At 72.1% G+C, this 20230-nt stretch carries 17 protein-coding genes and 1 pseudogene; 9 read left to right on the forward strand and 9 right to left on the reverse strand.

Going from position 1 to position 20230, the window contains the following annotated elements:
* The first annotated feature begins 85 nt into the window (after nt 1-85).
* Complete coding sequence (locus tag ACZ4W9_RS08250; RefSeq protein ID WP_467934054.1) at nt 86-1726, forward strand: glycoside hydrolase family 43 protein; 1641 nt, start codon at nt 86-88, stop codon at nt 1724-1726.
* A gap of 143 nt (nt 1727-1869) precedes the next feature.
* Here the strand turns inward: ACZ4W9_RS08250 and ACZ4W9_RS08255 are convergent, their stop codons facing one another.
* Both ACZ4W9_RS08255 and besA read right to left on the reverse strand, forming a co-directional pair.
* Complete coding sequence (locus tag ACZ4W9_RS08255; RefSeq protein ID WP_467934056.1) at nt 1870-2673, reverse strand: 2OG-Fe(II)-dependent halogenase WelO5 family protein; 804 nt, start codon at nt 2671-2673, stop codon at nt 1870-1872.
* A gap of 427 nt (nt 2674-3100) precedes the next feature.
* On the reverse strand, nt 3101-4498 hold the full coding sequence (gene besA, locus ACZ4W9_RS08260) for an L-propargylglycine--L-glutamate ligase BesA (protein ID WP_467934057.1): 1398 nt from the start codon (nt 4496-4498) through the stop codon (nt 3101-3103).
* Nucleotides 4499-4764: 266 nt separating this feature from the next.
* On the opposite strand from besA, the gene ACZ4W9_RS08265 reads away from it, so the two are divergent.
* Together ACZ4W9_RS08265 and ACZ4W9_RS08270 are read left to right on the forward strand one after the other, a co-directional pair.
* On the forward strand, nt 4765-5493 hold the full coding sequence (locus ACZ4W9_RS08265) for a HEAT repeat domain-containing protein (RefSeq protein WP_467934058.1): 729 nt from the start codon (nt 4765-4767) through the stop codon (nt 5491-5493).
* On the forward strand, nt 5487-6575 hold the full coding sequence (locus tag ACZ4W9_RS08270) for a MerR family transcriptional regulator (RefSeq protein ID WP_467934060.1): 1089 nt from the start codon (nt 5487-5489) through the stop codon (nt 6573-6575). The genes ACZ4W9_RS08265 and ACZ4W9_RS08270 overlap by 7 nt, the downstream gene beginning before the upstream one ends.
* Nucleotides 6576-6678: 103 nt before the next feature.
* Here ACZ4W9_RS08270 and ACZ4W9_RS08275 read toward each other — a convergent pair whose 3' ends face one another.
* Entirely contained in the window at nt 6679-7770 is a 1092-nt protein-coding gene (locus tag ACZ4W9_RS08275; RefSeq protein WP_467934061.1) for a branched-chain amino acid aminotransferase, read from the reverse strand.
* A 249-nt stretch (nt 7771-8019) separates the two neighbouring features.
* Between ACZ4W9_RS08275 and ACZ4W9_RS08280 the strand changes: the two genes are divergently transcribed.
* A complete protein-coding gene (locus ACZ4W9_RS08280; protein ID WP_467934062.1) occupies nt 8020-9267 on the forward strand; it encodes a 2-isopropylmalate synthase in 1248 nt (415 codons plus the stop codon).
* Between the two features lie 121 nt (nt 9268-9388).
* Here the strand turns inward: ACZ4W9_RS08280 and ACZ4W9_RS08285 are convergent, their stop codons facing one another.
* The 4 genes from ACZ4W9_RS08285 to ACZ4W9_RS08300 all read right to left on the reverse strand — a co-directional run bounded on the left by ACZ4W9_RS08285 (nt 9389) and on the right by ACZ4W9_RS08300 (nt 12990).
* Nucleotides 9389-10123, reverse strand: coding sequence for an L-threonylcarbamoyladenylate synthase (locus ACZ4W9_RS08285; protein ID WP_467934064.1), 735 nt, complete (start codon nt 10121-10123; stop codon nt 9389-9391).
* A gap of 104 nt (nt 10124-10227) precedes the next feature.
* Nucleotides 10228-10824, reverse strand: a complete 597-nt coding sequence (leuD, locus tag ACZ4W9_RS08290) for a 3-isopropylmalate dehydratase small subunit (RefSeq protein ID WP_467934065.1) — start codon at nt 10822-10824, stop codon at nt 10228-10230.
* Between the two features lie 70 nt (nt 10825-10894).
* Nucleotides 10895-12322 carry a 3-isopropylmalate dehydratase large subunit gene (gene leuC / locus ACZ4W9_RS08295; RefSeq protein WP_467934066.1) on the reverse strand — a complete coding sequence of 476 codons (1428 nt, stop codon included), beginning with the start codon at nt 12320-12322 and terminating at the stop codon, nt 10895-10897.
* 95 nt (nt 12323-12417) lie between these two features.
* Nucleotides 12418-12990 carry an RNA polymerase sigma factor gene (locus ACZ4W9_RS08300; protein WP_467934068.1) on the reverse strand — a complete coding sequence of 191 codons (573 nt, stop codon included), beginning with the start codon at nt 12988-12990 and terminating at the stop codon, nt 12418-12420.
* 635 nt (nt 12991-13625) lie between these two features.
* Between ACZ4W9_RS08300 and ACZ4W9_RS08305 the strand changes: the two genes are divergently transcribed.
* Both ACZ4W9_RS08305 and ACZ4W9_RS08310 read left to right on the forward strand, forming a co-directional pair.
* Nucleotides 13626-14330 (forward strand): hypothetical protein, encoded by a 705-nt coding sequence (locus ACZ4W9_RS08305; protein WP_467934069.1) that lies wholly within the window; start codon nt 13626-13628, stop codon nt 14328-14330.
* Between the two features lie 183 nt (nt 14331-14513).
* Nucleotides 14514-14717, forward strand: coding sequence for a cold-shock protein (locus tag ACZ4W9_RS08310; protein ID WP_037864303.1), 204 nt, complete (start codon nt 14514-14516; stop codon nt 14715-14717).
* A gap of 110 nt (nt 14718-14827) precedes the next feature.
* Here ACZ4W9_RS08310 and ACZ4W9_RS08315 read toward each other — a convergent pair whose 3' ends face one another.
* Complete coding sequence (locus ACZ4W9_RS08315) at nt 14828-15790, reverse strand: alpha/beta hydrolase (protein ID WP_467934070.1); 963 nt, start codon at nt 15788-15790, stop codon at nt 14828-14830.
* Nucleotides 15791-15918: 128 nt separating this feature from the next.
* Between ACZ4W9_RS08315 and ACZ4W9_RS08320 the strand changes: the two genes are divergently transcribed.
* The 3 genes and pseudogenes from ACZ4W9_RS08320 to ACZ4W9_RS08330 form a co-directional block, all read left to right on the forward strand.
* Nucleotides 15919-16572 (forward strand): TetR/AcrR family transcriptional regulator, encoded by a 654-nt coding sequence (locus ACZ4W9_RS08320; protein ID WP_467934072.1) that lies wholly within the window; start codon nt 15919-15921, stop codon nt 16570-16572.
* Nucleotides 16573-16836: 264 nt separating this feature from the next.
* A complete protein-coding gene (locus ACZ4W9_RS08325) occupies nt 16837-17307 on the forward strand; it encodes an ATP-binding protein (protein ID WP_467934073.1) in 471 nt (156 codons plus the stop codon).
* Between the two features lie 233 nt (nt 17308-17540).
* Nucleotides 17541-18281, forward strand: a pseudogene (locus tag ACZ4W9_RS08330) (DUF5995 family protein); the annotation flags it as partial.
* Between the two features lie 114 nt (nt 18282-18395).
* Here the strand turns inward: ACZ4W9_RS08330 and ACZ4W9_RS08335 are convergent.
* Entirely contained in the window at nt 18396-19187 is a 792-nt protein-coding gene (locus tag ACZ4W9_RS08335) for an alpha/beta fold hydrolase (protein ID WP_467934074.1), read from the reverse strand.
* Nucleotides 19188-20230 lie beyond the last annotated feature (1043 nt).

The raw sequence follows: 20230 nt of genomic DNA on the forward strand, positions 1-20230 counted from the left end.
CACGTTCGAAAAACCGAACCGAACGCCTGGGGTGCCGCGGCTTGTCCCTCCGGCCCGGCGCGCCGACGACACGAGGAGTCCATATATGTCATGGTCACGTCATTCGGTGAATCGTCGTGCCGCGCTCGCGGCGGGCACCGGCCTGGTCGCGGGAGGCGTGCTGCCCGCCGTGACGGCCGGGCCGGCGTCCGCCGCGCAGCCCGCCGCACCCGCCCCGGTCCGCGCCACGACCTACGCCAACCCCGTGCTCTGGCAGGACTTCGCGGACATCGACATCATCCGCGTGGGCGACACGTACTACTGCTCGGCCTCGACCATGCACTACTCACCCGGTGCGCCGATCCTGCGCTCGTACGACCTGGTGAACTGGGAGTTCGCCGGCCATTCGGTGCCGGTGCTGGACTTCGGCTCCAAGTACGACCTCAACGGCGCCCGCGGTTACGTCCGGGGCATCTGGGCCTCGTCACTGGCCTACCGTCCGTCCAACAAGACGTTCTACTGGGTGGGCCAGATCGACTTCGCCAGAACGTACCTGTACACGGCGTCCGCCGTCGAAGGTCCCTGGAGCCGGCTGGCCACCATCGGCACCGCCTACTACGACGCGGGCATGCTCGTGGACACCGACGACACCCTGTACGTCGCGTACGGCAACACCACGATCAACGTGGCGCAGCTCTCCGCGGACGGCCGTACCCAGGTGCGTACCCAGCAGGTGTTCAGCACCCCGTCGAACATCGGGACCCTGGAGGGCTCCCGCTTCTACAAGATCAACGGCAGCTACTACATCTTCCTGACGCGCCCCGCCAACGGCCAGTACGTCCTGAAGTCGACGAGCGGCCCCTTCGGGCCCTACACCCTCCGGCAGGTGCTGCTCGACCTGCCCGGCCCGGTCAGCGGGGGAGGGGTCCCCCACCAGGGCGGACTGGTCCAGACGCAGTACGGGGCGTGGTACTACATGGCGTTCGTCGACGCCTATCCCGGCGGCCGCATCCCCGTCCTGGCCCCGGTCACCTGGACGTCCGACGGCTGGCCCACCGTGCAGCTCGTCAACAACGCCTGGGGCGGCTCGTATCCGCTCCCCGTCGTTCCCACACCGCCCCGCGCGGTCGAGCCGATGACGGGCGTGGACTACTTCACCGGGACGTCCCTGGCTCCGAAATGGGAGTGGAACCACAACCCCGACAACACCAAGTGGTCGGTGGGCAACGGCCTCACGCTGAGGACCGCGACCGTCACGGGCGACCTGTACTGGGCCCGCAACACCCTCACTCATCGCATTCCGGGGCCCACCTCCACCGCGACGGCACTGGTGGAGTTCTCCGGAATGCGGGACGGGGACCGGGCGGGACTGGCCCTGCTGCGCGACTCCTCCGCCTGCGTCGGCCTCATGCGCGACAGCGGCGGCACCCGCGTGGTCATGGTCGACGGTCTCACCATGGACGCCGGCTGGAACACCACCGGCACCGGCGCCGTGAGAGCGAGCGCCAACGTCTCGGGCAGCCGGATCTGGCTGCGCGCGAAGGCCGACATCACCCCCGGCGCGAACCGCACCGCCAGGTTCTCCTACAGCACCGACGGCACCAACTTCATCCCGTTCGGGCCCGCGTTCACCCTGAACAACGCCTGGCAGTTCTTCATGGGCTACCGCTACGCCCTTTTCAACTACACCACCGGGGCACTCGGCGGCTCCGTCCGCATCACCCGGTTCGAGGTGACCGCTCCCTGACCGCATCGTCGTCCCCGCGTCCGGGGCCGCCGCGCTCCGGCGGCCACTACTCGGACTGCCCGCCCTACCGCTGGTCCGCTCACCCAGGCCGACTCCACCTGCCGACCCGGACGGTCCCCGCTCACCGCCCGAAGGACGGACCGTCAGGACCAGACGATCAGTTCGCCGCCCGCCGTGATGCCGAGGAAACAGGCGAGGGCGATCCGTCGCTGGCCCGGGGCGCTGGGACGCACGATGTGGTAGTTGTTCGCGTTGAACAGCAGGGCGTCGCCGGCCGTGGGGGACAGCGTGACGTACGGGTCGTCCTCGACCGCGGCGGGCTGGAAGCCGTAGCCGTGCCGGCGGTTCTCGTCGGCGGGTTCCCAGCGGTGGCGCCACACGGTGGTGGCGCCACCTTCGCGGGGAGCCGTCAGCCAGGCGTTGAAGGCGAGTTGGGCCACGACCTTCTGGTCGAAGAGCCCGCCGCGGTATTCGCGGTTGATGTCGTCGTAGTGGATGAAGGTGCCGTCATTGACCTCGCGCAGCATGCCGACGAAGGCGGGCCGGCCGTCGATCGTGGCGGGTGCGGGACGCACCCCCCACGCCCGGCCGAGGGCGTCCAGGGCCAGCTCCAACGGGTCGGGGGTCATCCGGATCTCGGCCCACTGGCGCCGCGCGGTGTCGGCGTCGTGCCAGTAGCGGCCGGCGTCCAGGGCCAGTTCGGGGGTGCGGTAGTCGTTGAGCGCGGTACCGAATCGGGCCATCGGATGCTGCATGCGGTCCAGGTCGAAGCTGACCACCGGCACCCGGTGCAGCGAGGTCAGCATGGTGTCGAGCGCCGGCCGGCCGAAGAAGTGGGACACCCGGACGGTACCGAGCAGGCCGGCCGCCAGGTCGTCGATGTGGCGTCGGGTGAAGGCCGCCGCCTCCACCGCGGGGAACACCGGATCATGTGTCGCGCCGGACATCTCGCCTCCGATGCCTGAAGTCGAAGTCGCCGCAAGAGGGGCCAGAGTACAGCGGTACCTTCCGGTGAAGTAAGGACCGGACAGGCCGGTTCACGGCGTCCGCCGACGGGTGGTGGAGACCGGGGCCCCAGTTCAGCCGCCGGGTGGCAGCGGAAAACCCGAACGGATGGGGCGCAGGCGGCCCGCGGAGTCGGCCGAAAACGTTCGGGTTCCCACCCGGACAGGCTGGCGGGAACTCCTCCCCGGCAACGCCGGTTGCCTCCTGCTGACGGAGTCGACACCTGGCTCGCAGGGGCATGCCACTGGCTCGCCCCGTGATCTGCGGGCGTCCCGGGAACGGGACCACGACCGGCTTCCGGTGGGCGAGGAGCCCGGTCCCGGAACGGAGTTCACCATGGCGGCCCGCCCGTGCGGCGGTCCGCCGACGTCATCCGGCGGGGTCCGGCCCGGTCAGCACCGCCCGCGCCGCCCGTGCGCAGGCGTCCGCGGCATCCCGCGCGTGGGCGAGCGCGGTCAGTTCCACGAAGCCGCACGCGTTGAGCGCGCCGAGGACGTGCAGGGCGACGCCCTCACCGGTGTCCTGGCGGTACAACAGCCCCTCGGAGCGCAGCCGTTCCACCGCGACGCGCGGGTCGAGCTTGCCGAGCGTCTCGGGCTCCAGCAGCCGTCGGTGCGTGTAGTACACCGGCCGGCCGTCGGCACCGCGCAGCATGCCGTCCGCCCCGACCCGCGCGCCCACCAGTGCCTCGGCGCAGCGGATCACATGGCTGGGGCCGACCTTGCGCAGGTTGATCTCGACCGCGAGCGGTCCCCGGTCCCCGGCGACCACGAAGTCGACGCCGAAGGTGCCGCGGTGGCCGAGTCCGGCGAGCACCTCGCCGCTTCGGCGCACCGCGTCCTCGATGGCCGGCCGCCACCGCTCGTCGCACGGGAAGCGGCAGCCCCAGTACTGGCCGCGGGTCAGCACCTGGTCGTGGCAGGCGACCACGCGTACGGTGCCGTCCCGGTCGACCTCCCCGAGGCCGCTGGGGGAGTCGGTGATCCCCTCCAGGAACTCCTCGACGACGGCGCCGTGTTCGGCCAGCTCCCGGCGGAACTCGTCGGCGTGCAGCCGGATCACCTCGGCCGACGCGAACAGGTCGCCGGTATGGCGGAGTCTCTCGCAGTCGATCAGCATGTTGCCGATGGAGGCGGCCCAGGTGATGGCGTCGAGCTTGACCATGGCACGCCGCGCGGGGGCCGCGCCCTGGGACAGCCGGTGGATCGCCTCGACCACCTCCTCCTCGCTGTGCAGCACCTCGGAGGTGCCCCCGGGCACCGCGACCCCGGCGCGCAGGCAGATCTCCTTGCCGCCGCCCTTGCTCCCCCAGCGGGCCACGAAGAGGTGGTCGCCCTCCTCGGGCGTCGCGCCGGTCAGCCGGCCCAGCTCGTCCGTCGAGGGAGAGGCGGAGAAGTCCACGATCACGCCGGCGGGTCGCTCGGAGACCGCCCGGCGCAACGTCTCGACCAGCGCCTCGTCCGCCAGGACCAGCGAGTCCAGCGGGCGGGGCGCGCGGGAGGCCGGGGTCAGCAGGGTGAGCCTGCGCCGCACGTCGTCCAGGGCTTGGCCCTCGAAGCGGAAGACCTCCCGCAGGTGGTAGTCGAGCGTGTAGGGGTCGACGGCCTCCGAGGTGATCACCACCATCCGGGTGCCCGGGTCGCGCAGATCCCCGAGGAAACACAGACTGCGCTCGGCCGAGTACCGCAGATAGGGAACCTCCTCCAGCATGCGGTCCGCGTAGTTGAAGGCGTAGATCAGGATCTTCGTCGAACCGGGATCAGTCATGGGAGAGCGCTCTGCCTCGTTCGTCCGGGTGCCGGGTGGCGATGTCGGCTCCGTACGCCGTGGATGCCGCACTCAAGCCTATGAGACCCGGTTCACGAAAAATGTCAGTTGATGTCGTCTGTTCGGCTGGTTTCGGGCGAGTGCGGCCGCAGGAGCCGCAGAAAGCCCACCGGCCGGGCTTGACCTTGACACGGTGACAAGGTGTCCCCTGAGCGCAGGAGGTGGTTTCGATCAACCCCGTAAACGGAACCCCGCAGAACGCCGACATGGCTGCCGCCCTGCGCGCCGGAAACTCGTCGGTCAGGCTCCGGGCGGCACTCGCGGCCGGTTCGGCCCCCGGCCCGGGCCTTCTGGAGACGCTCGTCGAGCGGTGCGCGGTCGAGCCGGACTTCTTCGTGCGGGACATGCTGTCCTGGGCGCTGACCCGCCTTCCGCCGGAGATCACCCTGCCCCGGATACGCCGGGAACTCGCCTCCGAGCGCCCTCAGGCACGCAGCCAGGCGTTGCACACGCTCTCCAAGATCGGTGACAGGAGCGCGTGGGCCTGGATCACGCGCTCGATGCTGCGGGACGCCGACGACGAGGTCGCGCGGACCGCGTGGCGGGTCGCGGTCGCCCTTGTGCCCGAGGACGGGAAGAAGGCCTTGGCCGACGAACTGGTCGGGCAGCTCGGCCGCGGCGATCGCGAGGTGCGACTGAGCCTGAGCCGGGCCCTCGTGGACCTCGGAGACCTGGTCGCGGCCGCCCTCGAGAAGGCCGCGGCGAGCCCCGACCCGGCAGTGGCCACGCACGCCAGAGCCACCGAGTTGCTCCGGCAGGACCCGGCGGCCGGTTTCGACGCGGCTGTCGAGGAGGCGAAGCGCGTCGTCGCACTCGGCCCGGAGCGCGCCGCTGCCGCCGCCGTGGCCGCGACGGGACCGGCTGGGACCATGGGGACGACCGAGCCCGGTGGAGTCGCCGAGGCCACGAACGCCGTGGAGGGTACGGAGTGCTGATCGGTGAAGTGGCCCGCCGTTCGGGGGTGAGCACCCGGATGCTCCGGCACTACGACGCTCTCGGGCTGGTGCGGCCGACCGGCCGCACCGTCGGCGGCTACCGCGAGTACTCCTCCGAAGACGTCCGCAGGATCTTCCACGTGGAGAGCCTGCGGTCCCTGGGGCTCTCGCTCAAGCAGATCGGACGTGCGCTGGAGGACTCGGCCTTCGCGCCGTCGGCCCTGGTCAGCGATCTCATCCGGTGGACGGAGGACCGCTTGGAGCGGGAACGGGAACTGCTCGAACGGCTCCGCGCGATCGATGCCTCCGCGCCTGCCGACTGGCAGGACGTCCTGCGCATCGTCGCGCTCATGCAGGGGCTCGACTCGCCCAGCGCCGCGCGCAGGCAGCAGGCCGTACTGGCCCCGCCGGAGGGCGCCTCGGTTCCCGCCGGGCTCCTGGCGGAGGCGGTCCTCGCCGAAGCCGACCCCAACGTCGCGGGCGCCCTGCGCTGGGCGCTCGCCCGATCGGAAGGCGGCGGCGTGGCGGCACTGACCGCCGGCATGCGCTCCGGGGATGCCGGCATCAGACGGCGCGCGGTGCTGGCGCTCGCCGGGATGGCCGGGGCCCCGGGTGCGGCCGCGGTGCTCGCGGACGCGCTCGAGGACCCGGACCCGAGGGTGCGCGGGCTTGCCGCCCTGGTGCTCGGCAGGCGTGGCGTGTCCGCGGCCGTGCCGATACTCGTCGGCATGGTGGTCGAGGGCTCCAACGACGTCGAGGCGGCGGAAGTCCTGGGAACGCTTTCCGAGGACCCCGAGTGCGCGGAGCGGATCACGACGGCACTGGCCGGCGAACTCGCCGCGCCCACCGCGGACTCGGCGACGCGGATACGTCTGGCCCAGGCGCTGATCGAGCTGCCGGGAACCATCGGGCAGGACATGCTGCGCCGACTGGTCCGCGACGACGACCCCGCTGTCGCTCGCATCGCCTCCGCCTTCACGAGCGCCCCGTCGTCCACCCCTCCGGCCCGACCGGGCGTCCCCGAGCCGGCACAGCCCGCCGCGCGGCCGTCGGCGGAGTCGCTGCGCCGAGGCCGGTCATGACCGCGGCGACGGGTTCCCTGTCACCCGCGGGCGGCCCGCCGAGGCCGCCAGGGCCCCACCCCAGGCGCCGGGGAGGCGGGTTCGCGAGCGGGTGGGCGGGGAGTCAGCCCGTGACCGGCATCATCCAGGCGTGGGTGTCCGGGATGTAGCCGTGCTGGATGTCGAGGAGGCGCCGGCGCAGGCCGAGCGTGATCGGGTGCCCCGTGCCGGCCGGGGCCCGCCATTGGCGTGCGCCGCGTTTGAGGGCGCCGACCGGAGTGACGACGGCGGCCGTGCCGCAGGCGAAGACCTCGTGGAGGGAGCCGTCCTCCCAGCCCGACTGCCAGCGGTCGATGGACACCTGTTCCTCGCGCACCGGGTAGCCCGCGTCGGTCGCCAGCGCGATCAGGGAGTCCCGTACCGCGCCGGGCAGGAGAGTGCCGGTGAGCCGGGGAGTGACGACGGCGGGCTTGCCGCGGCCGTCGTCGACGACGAAGAAGAGGTTCATGGCCCCCATCTCCTCGACCCAGCGCCGTTCGACCGCGTCCAGCCACACCACCTGGTCGCAACCGTGTTCGGCGGCCTGCTGCTGCGCGAGGAAGGCGGCGGCGTAGTTGCCGGGGAACTTGATGTCGCCGGTGCCGCCGGGAGCGGCGCGCACATAGTCGTCCGCCACCCATACCGTCACCGGCTTGACCTCCGTCGAGAAGAACGGGTCGACGGGGGAGGCGATCAGCACGAACAGGTACTCCCGGGCGGGCCTGACCCCGATGGTGGGTTCCACGGCCATGATGTACGGGCGCAGGTAGAGGCTGCGGCCCACGCCCTGGGGCACCCAGGTCCGGTCCGCGGCGACGAGGGTCCGCAACGCCTCGATGAAGCGCTCTTCGGGCAGTGGCGGGATGGCGAGACGGGCGGCGGAGTGGTTGAGGCGCCGGGCGTTGAACCCGGGGCGGAACAGTGCCACCGTCCCGTCGGCCTGCGCGTACGCCTTCAGCCCCTCGAAGATGATCTGGCCGTAGTGCAGGCCCAGGGCCGACGGGTCGAGTTCCAGCGGTCGGTACGGTTCGAGCCGCATCGGGTGCCAGCCCCGCGCGGACGTCCAGCGCATGGTCACCATGTGGTCGGTGAAGTGGACGCCGAAGCCGAGTTTCGGACTGTCCTCCTGCCGTGCGGCCGGGTCCTGCTGGGCTGTGGTGGATATCGGTGCGGCCATCGCGAGGGTCCTCTCCTGATGCCTGTCCGTTCCCCGAAGGGACGGCTGCTGTCCGGTCGTCACAGCAGAGGGGCCGGCCGGCGCCGTTGATACGCCCGGCGGACGGCCACGGCACACGTATTTTTCCGGGGACCCGCGGACTCTGCTTCTGCGGCCGGTGCTCGCGAGGCAGCTCCGGCCGCGGCCGTCCGGACCACAGCCGGGACGGCCGCCGTAACGGCCGGACTGCGGTACGTGGAGGAGAGTGCGATGGTCAACGATTCGGTGTGGGAAGGCGATGCCGTCCGGGCTTCCGTCAAGGCGGGCAAACTGGTGGTGTTCGAGGAGTCGGCGCGCGACGGTGCCCAGGGCAAGACCCTGATGGACGCGGAGACGCGGATCGCCCTCGCCCGCGCCCACGGGCGGATGTTCGGCGCCGACGGGCACCGCCACGTGATGTTCGCGGCCGGATTCCCCTCCGCCTGCCGTGAGGAGTTCGAGATCACCCGCCGCGTCGCGCAGGAGGTCGAGGAGATCAGCGCGACCTGCGTCTGCCGCGGCACCCCGCGCGACATCGACACGGCGATCGCCGCGATGCGTGGCGCACCGCACGGACGGCTGATGTACTTCCTGCCGGGCTCCGAGGCGGTGTCCCAGGCGCTGCTGAAGAAGTCGGCGAAGGAATCCGTCGACCAGGCGGTGGAGATGGCCCGGTACGCGGTCGAGCGGGCTGACGGACTGGCGATCGACATGGCGTTCTCCCACGCGCCCCAGGCCGACCGGGAACTGCTGATCGACGCCGTCTCGCGGCTGACCGAGGCGGGCGTGGCCAGCGTGCAGCTCGCCGACACGGTCGGCGGCATCCTGCCGCACGAGGCGTACGAGCTGTACACGGACGTCACCAGGCGGGCCGATCCCCAGGCCGTCGTCATGGCACACCTGCACAACGACCTCGGAATGGCGCTCGCCAACACGGCGCAGGCCGTCAGGGCCGGCATCCGTATCGTCGCCAGCTCGTGGCTGGGCCTCGGGGAGCGGTCCGGCATGGCCTGCACCGAGCAGCTGATGTTCCTGCTGAGCTACGCGCCCGAGCGGCTGCCGGGCCTGATCGGCACGAGCGAGCCGCTCTGGTGGACCGACCCCGACCTGCGTCGCGTCCCCGAGCTGACGCGGCTGGTCTCCGAGGCCACCGGTACACCGCTGAAGGTCACCGACCCGCTGGTGGGATCGGGCGTCGGTACCATCTCCACCGGCACGCCCTTCGTGGACCGCTCCCTGTTCCAGCCCTACGACCCGGAGGACCTGCTCGGCATCGAACCGACGGTCGTCCTCACCCAGTTGGCCAGCGACCGGGTCGTGCGGGCCGCGGCCGAGAACCTGAACCTCGACCTGGACGCCGACCAGGTGCGGGCCGCCACGCAGTGGGTGAAGTCGGAGGCGTTCCGGCAGGGGGACGCGGTCGTCGCCGACGAGAAGTTCCGCCTCTTCGCGGAGGGTCTGCTGGCCCGCAGCTCCTGACGCGGCACCGCACCCGCTCCGAAACTCCCGGGGCCGGCCGGTCGCCGCACACACGCGGCGACCGGTCGGCCCGTCGGGGACCACACGGCAGGGCGGGCGGGCTCCGGGACGGAGCGGGCCGTCAGGCGGGCTCCGGCCCGGCCGCCTCGGTCTCGGCGCGCCGCTTACGCAGCAGCGCCGGGTACGCCGACGTGTCCAGATCGAGGTCCGGGAGGTGCGGGATCAGGGCCTCGGGGGCGACGAAGCCGTGGCGGACCAGACGGGGCGGGGCGAACGTGAGGTCGATGATGGTGTTGCCGGGGTGCTTCTGCGGCGGGCGGCCGGCGCGCCGGGTCTCTCCCTCGTCCAGGATGAGGTCGACCCGGTCACCGAGATCGCGGACGGTGACGTCGAAGGTGACGTCGATGTCACCCTGCCCGGACAGGTTGGCGGAGGACGCCCCGAGCGGTTGTCCGACGAGCCGCAGCACGTCCTGGAGCGGCGAGCCCGGGCCCTGGCAGCAGACGGCGAGCGTGGGCAGGCCCAGGGTCATGCGCGGCGGAAAGGGATGCTTCTTCCAGCAGATCACCGCGGTGGGGCTCGGCCAGATCCGCTCCAGCAGGGCCGGGCCGAAACCGTCGGGGATACGGACGTACTCCTCCGCCTGCCGGGGCTCGGGAACGAAAAGGCTCAGCGGCCCGAATTTCGTGCGCTGCTTCGCCTCGAACACACGATCCACCGCCGCGGCGTTGAACGGATCACAGAAGAGCCCGTAATTGGTTAACGTCGGAAGCGCCACGAGGCCGCCACCGCGTAATACGTCGGCGGCCTCCTGGAATGCCGCCGGACTCGTCGCCACAATGCGCGCCGTGGTCAAGGAAATCACCTCTGCTGTGAGTGCGGCCCAGGGCCGTCGATTCTATCCACGCACCGGTCCGCCGCGCCGTGCGGCGGACCGTACGGCGCGGCGGCATTCCGCTTTCAGGCCGGCATCCGCGGCATCCACTCGGGACGCCGGCGCTCGTACCGGTCGATCAGTTCTTCGTCACGCAAGGTGACCGCGACGGCGTCCCGGCCCGCGCGCAGCGTGCGGCAGGCGCCGGCGTCCAGCCGTAGCGGCACGTCGATCGCGGTACCGGTGACCCGGACCCGGCGTGCCACCAGGTCGACCTCGACGGACCGTTCGCCGTCGTCGGCGACGGCGGCGCGCACCGCCCGCACCTCGGCGGCGGGCAACTCGACGGGGACGAGGCCGGCGTTGACGGCGTTCTCCCGGAAGATGTCGGCCAGCTGCTCGCAGAGCACCGCGCGGAAGCCGAAGTCGAGCAGGGCCCACACGGCATGCTCGCGGGAGGAGCCGCAGCCGAAGTTCCGTCCGGTGACGAGGACCCGGGCACCGGCGGCGCGCGGCTGGTTGAGGACGAAGTCCGGATCCCCGCGCCAGTCGGCGAACAGGTCGTCGGCGTACCCGGCACGGTCGACCCGCTTCAGCCGTGAGGCGGGGATGATCTGGTCGGTGTCCACGTCCGACCGGTCCAGGACGAGCGCCGGGCCGCGCACCACGTCGAACTGCTCCACTTCGGGTTCCCTTCGAGAGAGTCACACAGGTCGCTCGCACACGTCGTGCGCGTCGCGCGGGTCACAGGTGTCACACGAGGTCGGCCGGGGCGGTGAGACGGCCCGCGATCGCCGAGGCCGCGGCCACCTCCGGGGAGACCAGGTGAGTGCGCCCTCCGGAGCCCTGGCGGCCCTCGAAGTTGCGGTTGGAGGTGGAGGCCGCGCGCTGCCCCGGCCCGAGGACGTCGCCGTTCATCGCGCAGCACATGGAGCAGCCGGGCGAACGCCACTCGAAGCCGGCCGCGGCGAACACCCGGTCCAGTCCCTCGCGTTCGGCCTGTTCCTTCACGGCGGTGGAGCCGGGCACCACCAGTGCCCGCACCGACGGCCGTACGCGGCGCCCCCGCACGACAGCCGCCGCGGCGCGCAGGTCCTCCAGCCGGCCGTTGGTGCAGGAGCCGATGAACACCACGTCGACGGGGATCCGGCGCATCGGGGTGCCGGGCCGCAGCGCCATGTACCGCAGGGCCCGGTCGGCCCGCCGCCGCTCCTCGGGGTCCGCCATCGCGGCGGGGTCCGGCACGTGCCCGCTGAGCGGGGCGCTCTGCGCGGGATCCGTTCCCCAGGTGGCGTGGGGGGTGAGCGTGGAGGCGTCGATGCGCACGGCCCGGTCGAAGCACGCCCCCTCGTCGGTGCGCAGGGTGTGCCAGTAGGCCTCCGCCTCCTGCCACCGCCGGCCACGCGGCGCGTGGGGGCGGCCCTTCAGGTACGCGAGGGTGGTCTCGTCGGGTGCGATCATGCCGGCTCGGGCGCCGGCCTCGATGGACATGTTGCAGACCGTCATCCGCTGTTCCATCGACAGCGTGCGGACCGTGGAGCCGTGGTACTCCACGAGGGTTCCCGAGCCGCCGGCCGTCCCGATCCGCCGAATGACGCCGAGGATCAGGTCCTTCGCCGAGACGCCGGGGGCCAGATCGCCGTCGATCTGCACGCTCATGGTTCCCGGCCGGACCATCCGCAGGGTCTGGGTGGCGAGGACGTGCTCCACCTGACTCGTGCCGATGCCGAAGGCCAGCGCGCCGAACGCACCGTGTGTGGAAGTGTGGCTGTCGCCGCACACCACGGTGGTGCCGGGCAGGGTGAGCCCGAGCTGCGGGCCGATGACGTGCACGATGCCCTGGCGCCGGTCGCCCTGCGCGAACAGCGGCAGGGCGAACCGCCGGGCGTTGTCGCCCAGGGCCGCGATCTGGCGTGCCGCGTCCGGGTCGGCGGCGGCCGGGCCGGAGTCCCGGGTGGGCACCACGTGGTCGGTGGTCGCCACCGTCTGCCGCGGCCGGCGCACGGTCCGCCCCGCGGACCGCAGCGCGGCGAACGCCTGCGGCGAGGTGACCTCGTGCACCAGGTGCAGGTCCACGTAGAGCAGATCGGGTGCACCGGGACCGCCGCCGGGGCGCACCACGTGCGCGTCCCACACCTTCTCGCTGAGCGTGCGGGGGCGGCGACTTCTGGTCGGGCTCACATGGTCCTCCTACGGGGACGTCGGCAGCGGCCCGGACGGGCCGGGCGGAGACAGGCGGGACGGACGAGGCGGTGGACACGTGTGCCGGGCGGTGGTCAGGACGCGACCATCGCCTTGCACTCGTGGATGCCCGGGGCGGAGCGAAGCTGGGCCAGGCACCGGTTCCGGGTCGGTCCGATGCTGCCGATGGGGATCTTCAGGCTCCGGGACACCTGCTCGTAGCTGGCCGGCGGGTCGGCCATGAGCATGCGGATGATGGCGTAACCGCGTTGGTTGAGAACGGTCTTGGCCGTCTGCCACAGCAGCACGCTGCACTCGTCCTGGATCAGCGGCACGCCGATGTCCCGGGCGTCGACGAGGACGCCGGCGAGCTCCTGATGGGTGGCGCTGATCTCCTGGCGCCCGCAACTGAGCAGCCGGCGGCACTCGTTGCGCGTCACCACGGCCACCCAGGCACCCAGGCTGTCGGGCTTGCGGACGATGGCGAGGTGCTCGAACAGTTTCATCCACACGGTCTGGCTGACGTCCGCGGCATCGGCGTGGCTGAGGCCGTGCTCGCGCGTGATCCAGCCGACCAGCCCGGAGAACCTGCCGAGCAGTTCGCTCCAGGCGGCCGGATCTCCGTCCAACGCACGCCGCACGACACCATTCACGTCGGATTTATCCATGGTGACAATCTCCCCCGAGATTTGGCAGTTCCCTTCGGTGCGGCGCGGCATCGGCGGACAGGACACCCCGACCCGCCCGCGAAGGGAACGGAATACGCCCGGCGCAGCCCTGCCCTCTGACGCAGGGCACCCAGGGTGTTTACCGCCCGTGGGCTGCGGCGATGCGGTGAATTGCTGAGTCGGCGGATACGGCCCGACGCTCACCCGTGGCCGTTACGCCCTACCGCCCACAACGCGTCGAGACCCTTCCCACGGAAAATCGGTGGCCGAGTGCGACAGCAGATATACCGCGGCTGATCCATGGAAATTCAATCCCCCGTCTTTCGCACTAATGGAACACGACCGTGTACGCGGCAGGCAAGCCGACCCGGCGGGAGTAATCCAAGCCGACGCAAAGTAATGGTCGCCGGAGTGACGGGAGTCCAATTAGTCGGTATTGCACCTGTATGGTGGATTGGGTAAGTAATGCGGCACAACCATGTGTTCGTACCGCCTGGGTTCTACATCAAATACCCTTTTGATGTGATTCTGGCCCTATCTGTAAGGTCACCTTCCGCATGGCGTCTCACGTTGCACTGCGGAAATACGCCGAATCACGCAGCAGCCCGTCCCTGCCCTCCTGAGGAGAACCCGCCGTGAATCCGAGTACCGATCCGCCGACGCGCCCGCCCGCCTCCCTCGCACAGGTGCGCCGCGCCCTGCGGGAGGGCATGGCCGTGGTCCTGCCCAATCCCGAGCCGCTGACCCATGTGGTGACCGCCGCCCGGGCCCGGATCGTCAACGAGGCCAAAGGGCGCCCCGGCGGCCAGCCGGTCGCCCTGTGGGCACACCATCCCGAAACCCTCCGACTCCTCAGCGGCCTCTGGGACCTGCCCGCCGCCGATGTCCTGCTGGCGGAGCGTCTCCTGGCGGAGGAGCACCTCACGGTGCTCCTGCCTCTGCGTGCCGGCGCCGTACGGCCGGCATGGCTGGGGCCGGCGCACAAGGACGGCTGGGTGCTGCTCTTCGGCGCCCGGTGGCAACCCCTGCGCCCACTCCTGCGGGAGCATCCGGTGCTGTACGTCAGCAGCGCCAACCGCACCGGGCACCCGCCCGCGTCCACCAGCCGGGAGGCGCTGGCGATGTTCCCCGCCACGGTCCCCGTCCTCGAGGAGCCCGCGGTCACCGCCTCCGCCGCTCCCGACGGCCCGGCGCGGCACGGCCACGCGCCGCGCCGGGCGACGACGACCGTGCGCCTGCACGGCGACGGCCGACTCGAACTGCACCGCCAGGGAGCCCAGGACCGACGCCACGCCACAGCCGACGCGTACCTGCGCCACCTGCGGACCCGCTACGCCTGATCCGGCCGGCGGATGTCGCACTGCCCGGGCCGCCGTCCCCCGGACCGGACTCCTTCCGACTCGTGGGCGGATGATCGTATGACGGCGGCCCGGCCGGGGTAGAAAGACGCCGGGCGTCTTCCCCAGCGGCAGATCCCACTACTCACCCCGGCCGGCACCCCCGGCAAGATCGAAGGACGCAGTATGGCCAGCGGCACCGTGAAGTGGTTCAACTCCGAGAAGGGCTTCGGTTTCATCGCCCAGGACGGCGGCGGACCGGACGTCTTCGCCCACTACTCGAACATCTCCGGCAACGGGTACCGCGAGCTGGTCGAGGGCGAGAAGGTCACGTTCGACGTGACCCAGGGCCAGAAGGGTCCCCAGGCGGAGAACATCGTCCGCGGCTGATGTCTGGTGAAGAGCCCGGCAGCTCACCGGGCTCTTCACCCACGGGCCGCAGGTTCACATCCTGTCCCGGCCGGGCAAAAGGCGGCCCGGCGTCAACCGGCCGGGCCGCGTCACCGTGCCAGGGCCGCACGCAGGAACGCGAGGATCTCCGCCCGGGCGGCCCCGGCCCGGGGCTCCACGCCCGGCATGGTGAGAAACGCGTGTTTCGCTCCCGGGTATTCGGAGAGCCGCACGGGCGTCCCCGCCTCGCGCAGCCGCTCGGCGTAGCGGCGGCCGTGATCGGCGACCGCGTCGTGGGTGGGCACCACCACGAGCGCCGGGGCGAGCCCGCTCAGGTCCTCGGCGTGCAGTGGCGACAAGGCGCCGGCGTCGGCTCCCGCCGGGATGGCGAGCCGCTGGACGAAGCGCAGCAGCGGCAGGGCCGGGGTCGGACTGTACGCGTAATCGGTGATCGAGGGGTGGTCGAACATCGTCCCGGTCACGTCGGCCACGGGGTTGACCAGTACCTGCGCCGTGAGTGCCAGGCCGGCCTCCCTGGCCCGGATGGCCGTCAGTGCGCTGATCAACGCGCCGCAGCTTTCACCGAAGACGGCCGCGCGCACCGGGTCGGCGCCCCACCGGGCGGCGTTCCGCACCACGTGCCGGAGCACCTCCCAGCCGTCGTCGGCGGCGTCCCCGAGGGAGCTGCCGGGGGCGAGGAGGCGGTGCTCGACGGACACGACGAGGGCGGGCAGTTCCGCGGCCAGGTGACTGTTGGTCCAGTCGCACTGCACCGCCGTGCCCACGAAGCCGCCTCCGTGGACGTGGACCACGAGTGGCAGGTCGGTCGGAGCCGCGGTTTCGTCCTCTTCCGCCGGGGCCGGCCGGTAGACCCGGACCGGTAGGTCGCGGCCGGGCAGCGCGATCCGCTGCCAGACGATCGCGGCGCCGGGGTGCGGCTCGCCGAGGATCTTCCGCGCCGCGCCGGAGGCCCGGAAGCGGTTCTCCGCGTCGCGGTAGGCGATGAGTTCCTCGGCCGTGATCGTCGCGAAGTCGGGCTCGGGCGGTCGTATCGCCGTAGTGGTCTCGCTCATGTGTCCTTCTCCCCTCCCGGCCGGATGCCGGGTGCCGTTGTGGCCGGACAGTGCGTTGTCCTCATTATGCACGCAGTGCGTGCATAGCCAAGTGCGCAGATAGGATGCGTGGGAATGAGAGGGGCGAGATGACTGGCCGAAGGCGATGGTCGACCGAGGAGATCCTGGACACGGCGGCGGAACTGCTGCGCACGAGCGACGCCGAGTCGTTCAGCGTGCGCAAGCTCGCCGTAGCGCTCGGGACCGACTCCTCCAGCCTCTACCGGCACTTCCGCAACAAGACCGAACTGCTGCGCGCGGTTGCCGACCGGGTCCTGCTGGCCGCGATGGAGGGCTACCACCCCGAGGGCGACTGGAAGCAGCGGGTCACCGCCCTCGCCCTGCGCCTGCGCGAGGCCTTCGGCGAGCAACTCCAACTCGCCGCGGTGTGGGGACGCTACGGGTCCGGAGGCGCCGGCTCCCGCCTGGTCATGGAAGAACTGCTGCAGGCCCTGCGCGCGTCCGGCCTGCCCGACGAGGAGGTCCCGGTGCGCTATCACCGCATCGTGATCCTCCTCGCCGCGCTGATCGTCTCCGAGGCCGGCATCGGCGCCATCACTCCCGAGGAGTACGAACAGGGCATGGAGCAGTTCCGCGTCGCGGTGCTCGGCGCCGACCCCGGACGCTTCCCCGCCCTGGCCCACTTCGCCCGCGACATCCGCCCTCTCGGAGCAGACCGGCGCGCCGCGTTCGAAGAGATCCTCGCCGCCCAGCTCGCCCACCTCGAAGCCCGGATCCCCTGACGTGCCGGATCACGCGGGTGCCATGCGGCCGAGCCGTGCCGCTGCCGAGGGCCCGCCGAACACCGGGCGCGGCGCGGCCGGTCGGCGCCGGCGAGCCGCCAGGCGATGCGCACCACGCACCGGCGGCACTCCCCGACGGCTTCCTTCGCCAACCGGAAGTGCGCGGCGTCCCGGGGCAACTTCTCGGGTCATCTGTTCGTCGTGTCTGTAGTCGGACCGTTGGGGCAGACGGTCCGAGTCGAGATGCTCAGGCGAGGCGGCCATATGGTGCAGGCGGAAGAGGGCGAGGGCCGGGACTCCCTGGCCTCGGCGGGGGTGTCCGCGGCGTTCGTGGGCAGCGAGGAGATCGCCGGGGCGCGCGAGCTGGCCCGGTCCTTCCTCGAGGATGTGCAGGCCGTGCACGGGTTGCCGGTGTCGGACCGTGTGATGGGCATGGTCCAGCTGGTGGTCAGCGAGTTGGTGACCAACGCCCTCAGACACGCCCCGGGCCCCTGTCTGCTGACGCTGGACGTCGGCGACGGTGCCGTGGACGTGACGGTATGGGACAGCGATCCGGTGCTGCCGGTCGCCCGAGCCGCCGATCCGGGACGGGTGGGGCAGCACGGGCTGGAGATCGTCATGGCCGTCTGCCGGAGCTTCGAGGTGCATCGCGAGCCGGTGGGCAAACGGATCAAGGCGGTCGTCATGCTGGCCGACGACCCGGGCGGGGAGCCGGCCGGCCGTCGGGTCGGCTGAGGCACCACCCGAAGGGCGCGGCTCCGGGGGCGTCCTCCGCCTCGGTGCCGCTCCTTCGGCTCCGTCGCGCGGCCGTCCCCGTCGCGTGCCCGGCTCCGTCACCCCGTCGGCCGTAACCTCCCGTCCTTCGGCCTCGTTTCGGCAGATGGGCGTCTCTGCCACCGGGGAGCTACGAGGAGGAGCGGGCCATGGGCCGTCGGCCGCGCACAGTCCGTACGTTCGTCGCCGTCGCCATGGCGGGCGTCGTCGCCCTGGGCGGCGGCCCCGCCTCCGCCGCCGCGCCGGCCGCGGTCCCGGCCGGGCACCTGGTGTGCCGGGGCACGGTCATCCGTTGCGTGCAGGACGCGCGCCGCACCCTGGAAGGGATCCGGGACCGGCTGGGCTGCGACCACCGCGCGCCCTTCCCCGCCATCTACGTCCACCTCGAGCGCTCGCTGGAGGCGGCGGTCGCCGGCGGCGGCGCTTTCGACGAGCCGTCATGGCTCGCGGGGAGCCTCAACACCGGCTTCGTCAACCTGTACCTGGACGCCTACGAGGCCGACCGCGCGGGGCGCCCCGTCCCGGCCGCCTGGCACGCGGCGTTCGCGGCCGCGCGCACGGCCGATGTCAACGCCGGGCAGGACGTGCTCCTGGGAGCCAACGCGCACATCCAGCGCGACATGCCGTACGTCCTGGCCGCCCTCGGCCTCACCCGTCCGGGAGGAGGCACGCGCAAGCCCGACTACGACCGCTTCCAGACGGTCCTGGACCGCGCCTACGGCCCCGCCGTCCGGGACGTCGCCGACCGCTACGACCCGCTCGTCGCCCTCGCCGACGACCGCTGGAACCCCATCGCCGGCCTCACCGCCGGTCAGTTGTTCCGCACCTGGCGAGCGGGGGCGTGGGAGCACGCGCGGCAGCTCGCCGACGCCCCCGACCAGGCCGCCCGCGACCGCGTCGCCCGCGGGATCGAGACCAACGCCGCGCACTGGGCCCGGCTCCTGGGCACGGTCAGGGCTCCCGGCTACCGGAAGGTCCGCGACGACTACTGCCGGACGCGTACCACCGGCGAGCTCGTGCCGAGGGCGGTGCCCATGCGGCGACGGGGTTCAGGCGTTGGCCGCGACCGTATCGAGGAAGTCGAGGACCGGCGGGGACGCCGTGGTGCGGAATTCCTCGAAGTAGGCGTGCCGGGCACCGGGAATCACGTGCGGCCGCGCACCGGGGATGCGAGCGGCGAGCAAGGCGGCGTTCGCGGCGGGGTTGAGGCGATCGTCGCTGCCGTGCAGGACCAGGGTGGGGGCCTGGACACGGGGCAACGCGTCCCAGGCATCGTGCCGGTCGCTGGCGAGGAGATGGCCGCGTCGGGCGTGCGGAGCCATGGTGGGGTCGCCGAGGGTGTGGAAGGGACCCGGGTGGGCCGCGAGCCAGGCCGGCGTGTACATCAGCTGGAGCAACGCCTGCCGGGCTCCGGCAGGGTCGGGGGCGGCCAGTGAACGGCGTACGTCGTCGCCGCGCTCGATGCCGTGACGGCCGCCGGGGGAGGTGCAGCCCAGGACGAGGGCACGGACCCGCCGGGGGTGGTGGACGGCCAGTTGCTGGGCGACCCGGCCGCCCATCGACGTACCGTAGACGTCGGCCCGGTCGATGCCGAGGTCGTCGAGGACGCGGATGACATCGTGGGCGAAACCCGTCGTGCTGTACGGAAGCCGTGGTGCGTCGCTGTCGCCCGTGCCGCGGTAGTCCAGTGTGATCGTGGTGTGGGCGCTGTGGAAGTCGCCGCGGACCCCGTCCCACCAGTGGTGGCTGTTGGCCTGCCCCGCGAGCAGCACCAGGGGGGTTCCCGATCCCTGGACCTGGTAGGCGACGCGGGTTCCGTCCGGGGTCGTGGCGTACGGCACGGAACGTCTCCTCGCGGGCCGGGTGTTGGGGCGCGGCCATGTTAGGGCAGGGCCCGCCTTCGCGCAGAACCTACCCGATCCCTCCCCACCGCGCCCGACCACCTCGTTTCGGCACGACCCGCGGGGTGAACCGGCCATGTGCCCGCCGCGTCCATGCGGTGTTCCCGGATCGGTGGACGGGCACCGCCCACGAGTCGCTAGGATCACGGCATGGTTACGGCTCGGTCGCCCCGGCGCGTGGTCCGGACCCCCTCGGGTGCGGGTCCGCTGCCGCGCGTGCTGGCCTTGGCCGTGCTCCTGTTCGGCATCCTCGTGTCGCACGGAGCGCACGGGGACGGTGTCGGAGGCCACCTCTCCGTGGGCGCGACGACCGACGTGGTGCTGCCTGCGGACGGCCTTCGCGGCGCGACCATGGAGCCCGTGCCGCCGTTCGCCGCGCAGCCCGGCGACCGTCAGGGCGGCCACGAGCCCTCGCACCCTGGGGAACAGTGCGTACCGGGTCAGCCCCAGCAGGCTTCCGTTCCGGGACCACCCTGCTCCGCGGCGCCGACTCGTGCATCCGCTGGTGCGGACGCCGCCTCGACGCCCCGGGCCCCGGCGGCGGACGGTGCCATAGACGGGGCGTACTCCCTGGCCCTGAGGTCGGCCTCCGTGGTGCGACAGGTCTAGGAGTACGGAGCCCTCCGGCCGGGACCGCCGGTCGCCACCGGTTCGTCCAGTCCGCGCGGCGAGCGTCGTATCCCGTGCCCGGCCGGGGCGTTCGCCGTCCATGCCGTCCTGCCCCTCACCCAAGTCTGCGCCTCGCTCCGTCCTTCTCGCCCGGAGACGTGGCAGCGGCACGCGGAGGACCTGTGCCGACCCGTTCCCGTACCCCCACACACGCCCCACGGGCTCCCGGCAGCCCAGTCCGGTGGCGCGGGCTCGTCTCGGCGATCCGCGGCGTCCTCGCGGTGGCGATCATGCTGTGCGCCGTCGTTCACCACGTGCCGCGGGAAGCGCCCGGGACGGTCCCCGTATCCGCCACCGTCCCTTCGTCGGCCGTG

This window comes from Streptomyces sp. NPDC029296, assembly GCF_055569255.1.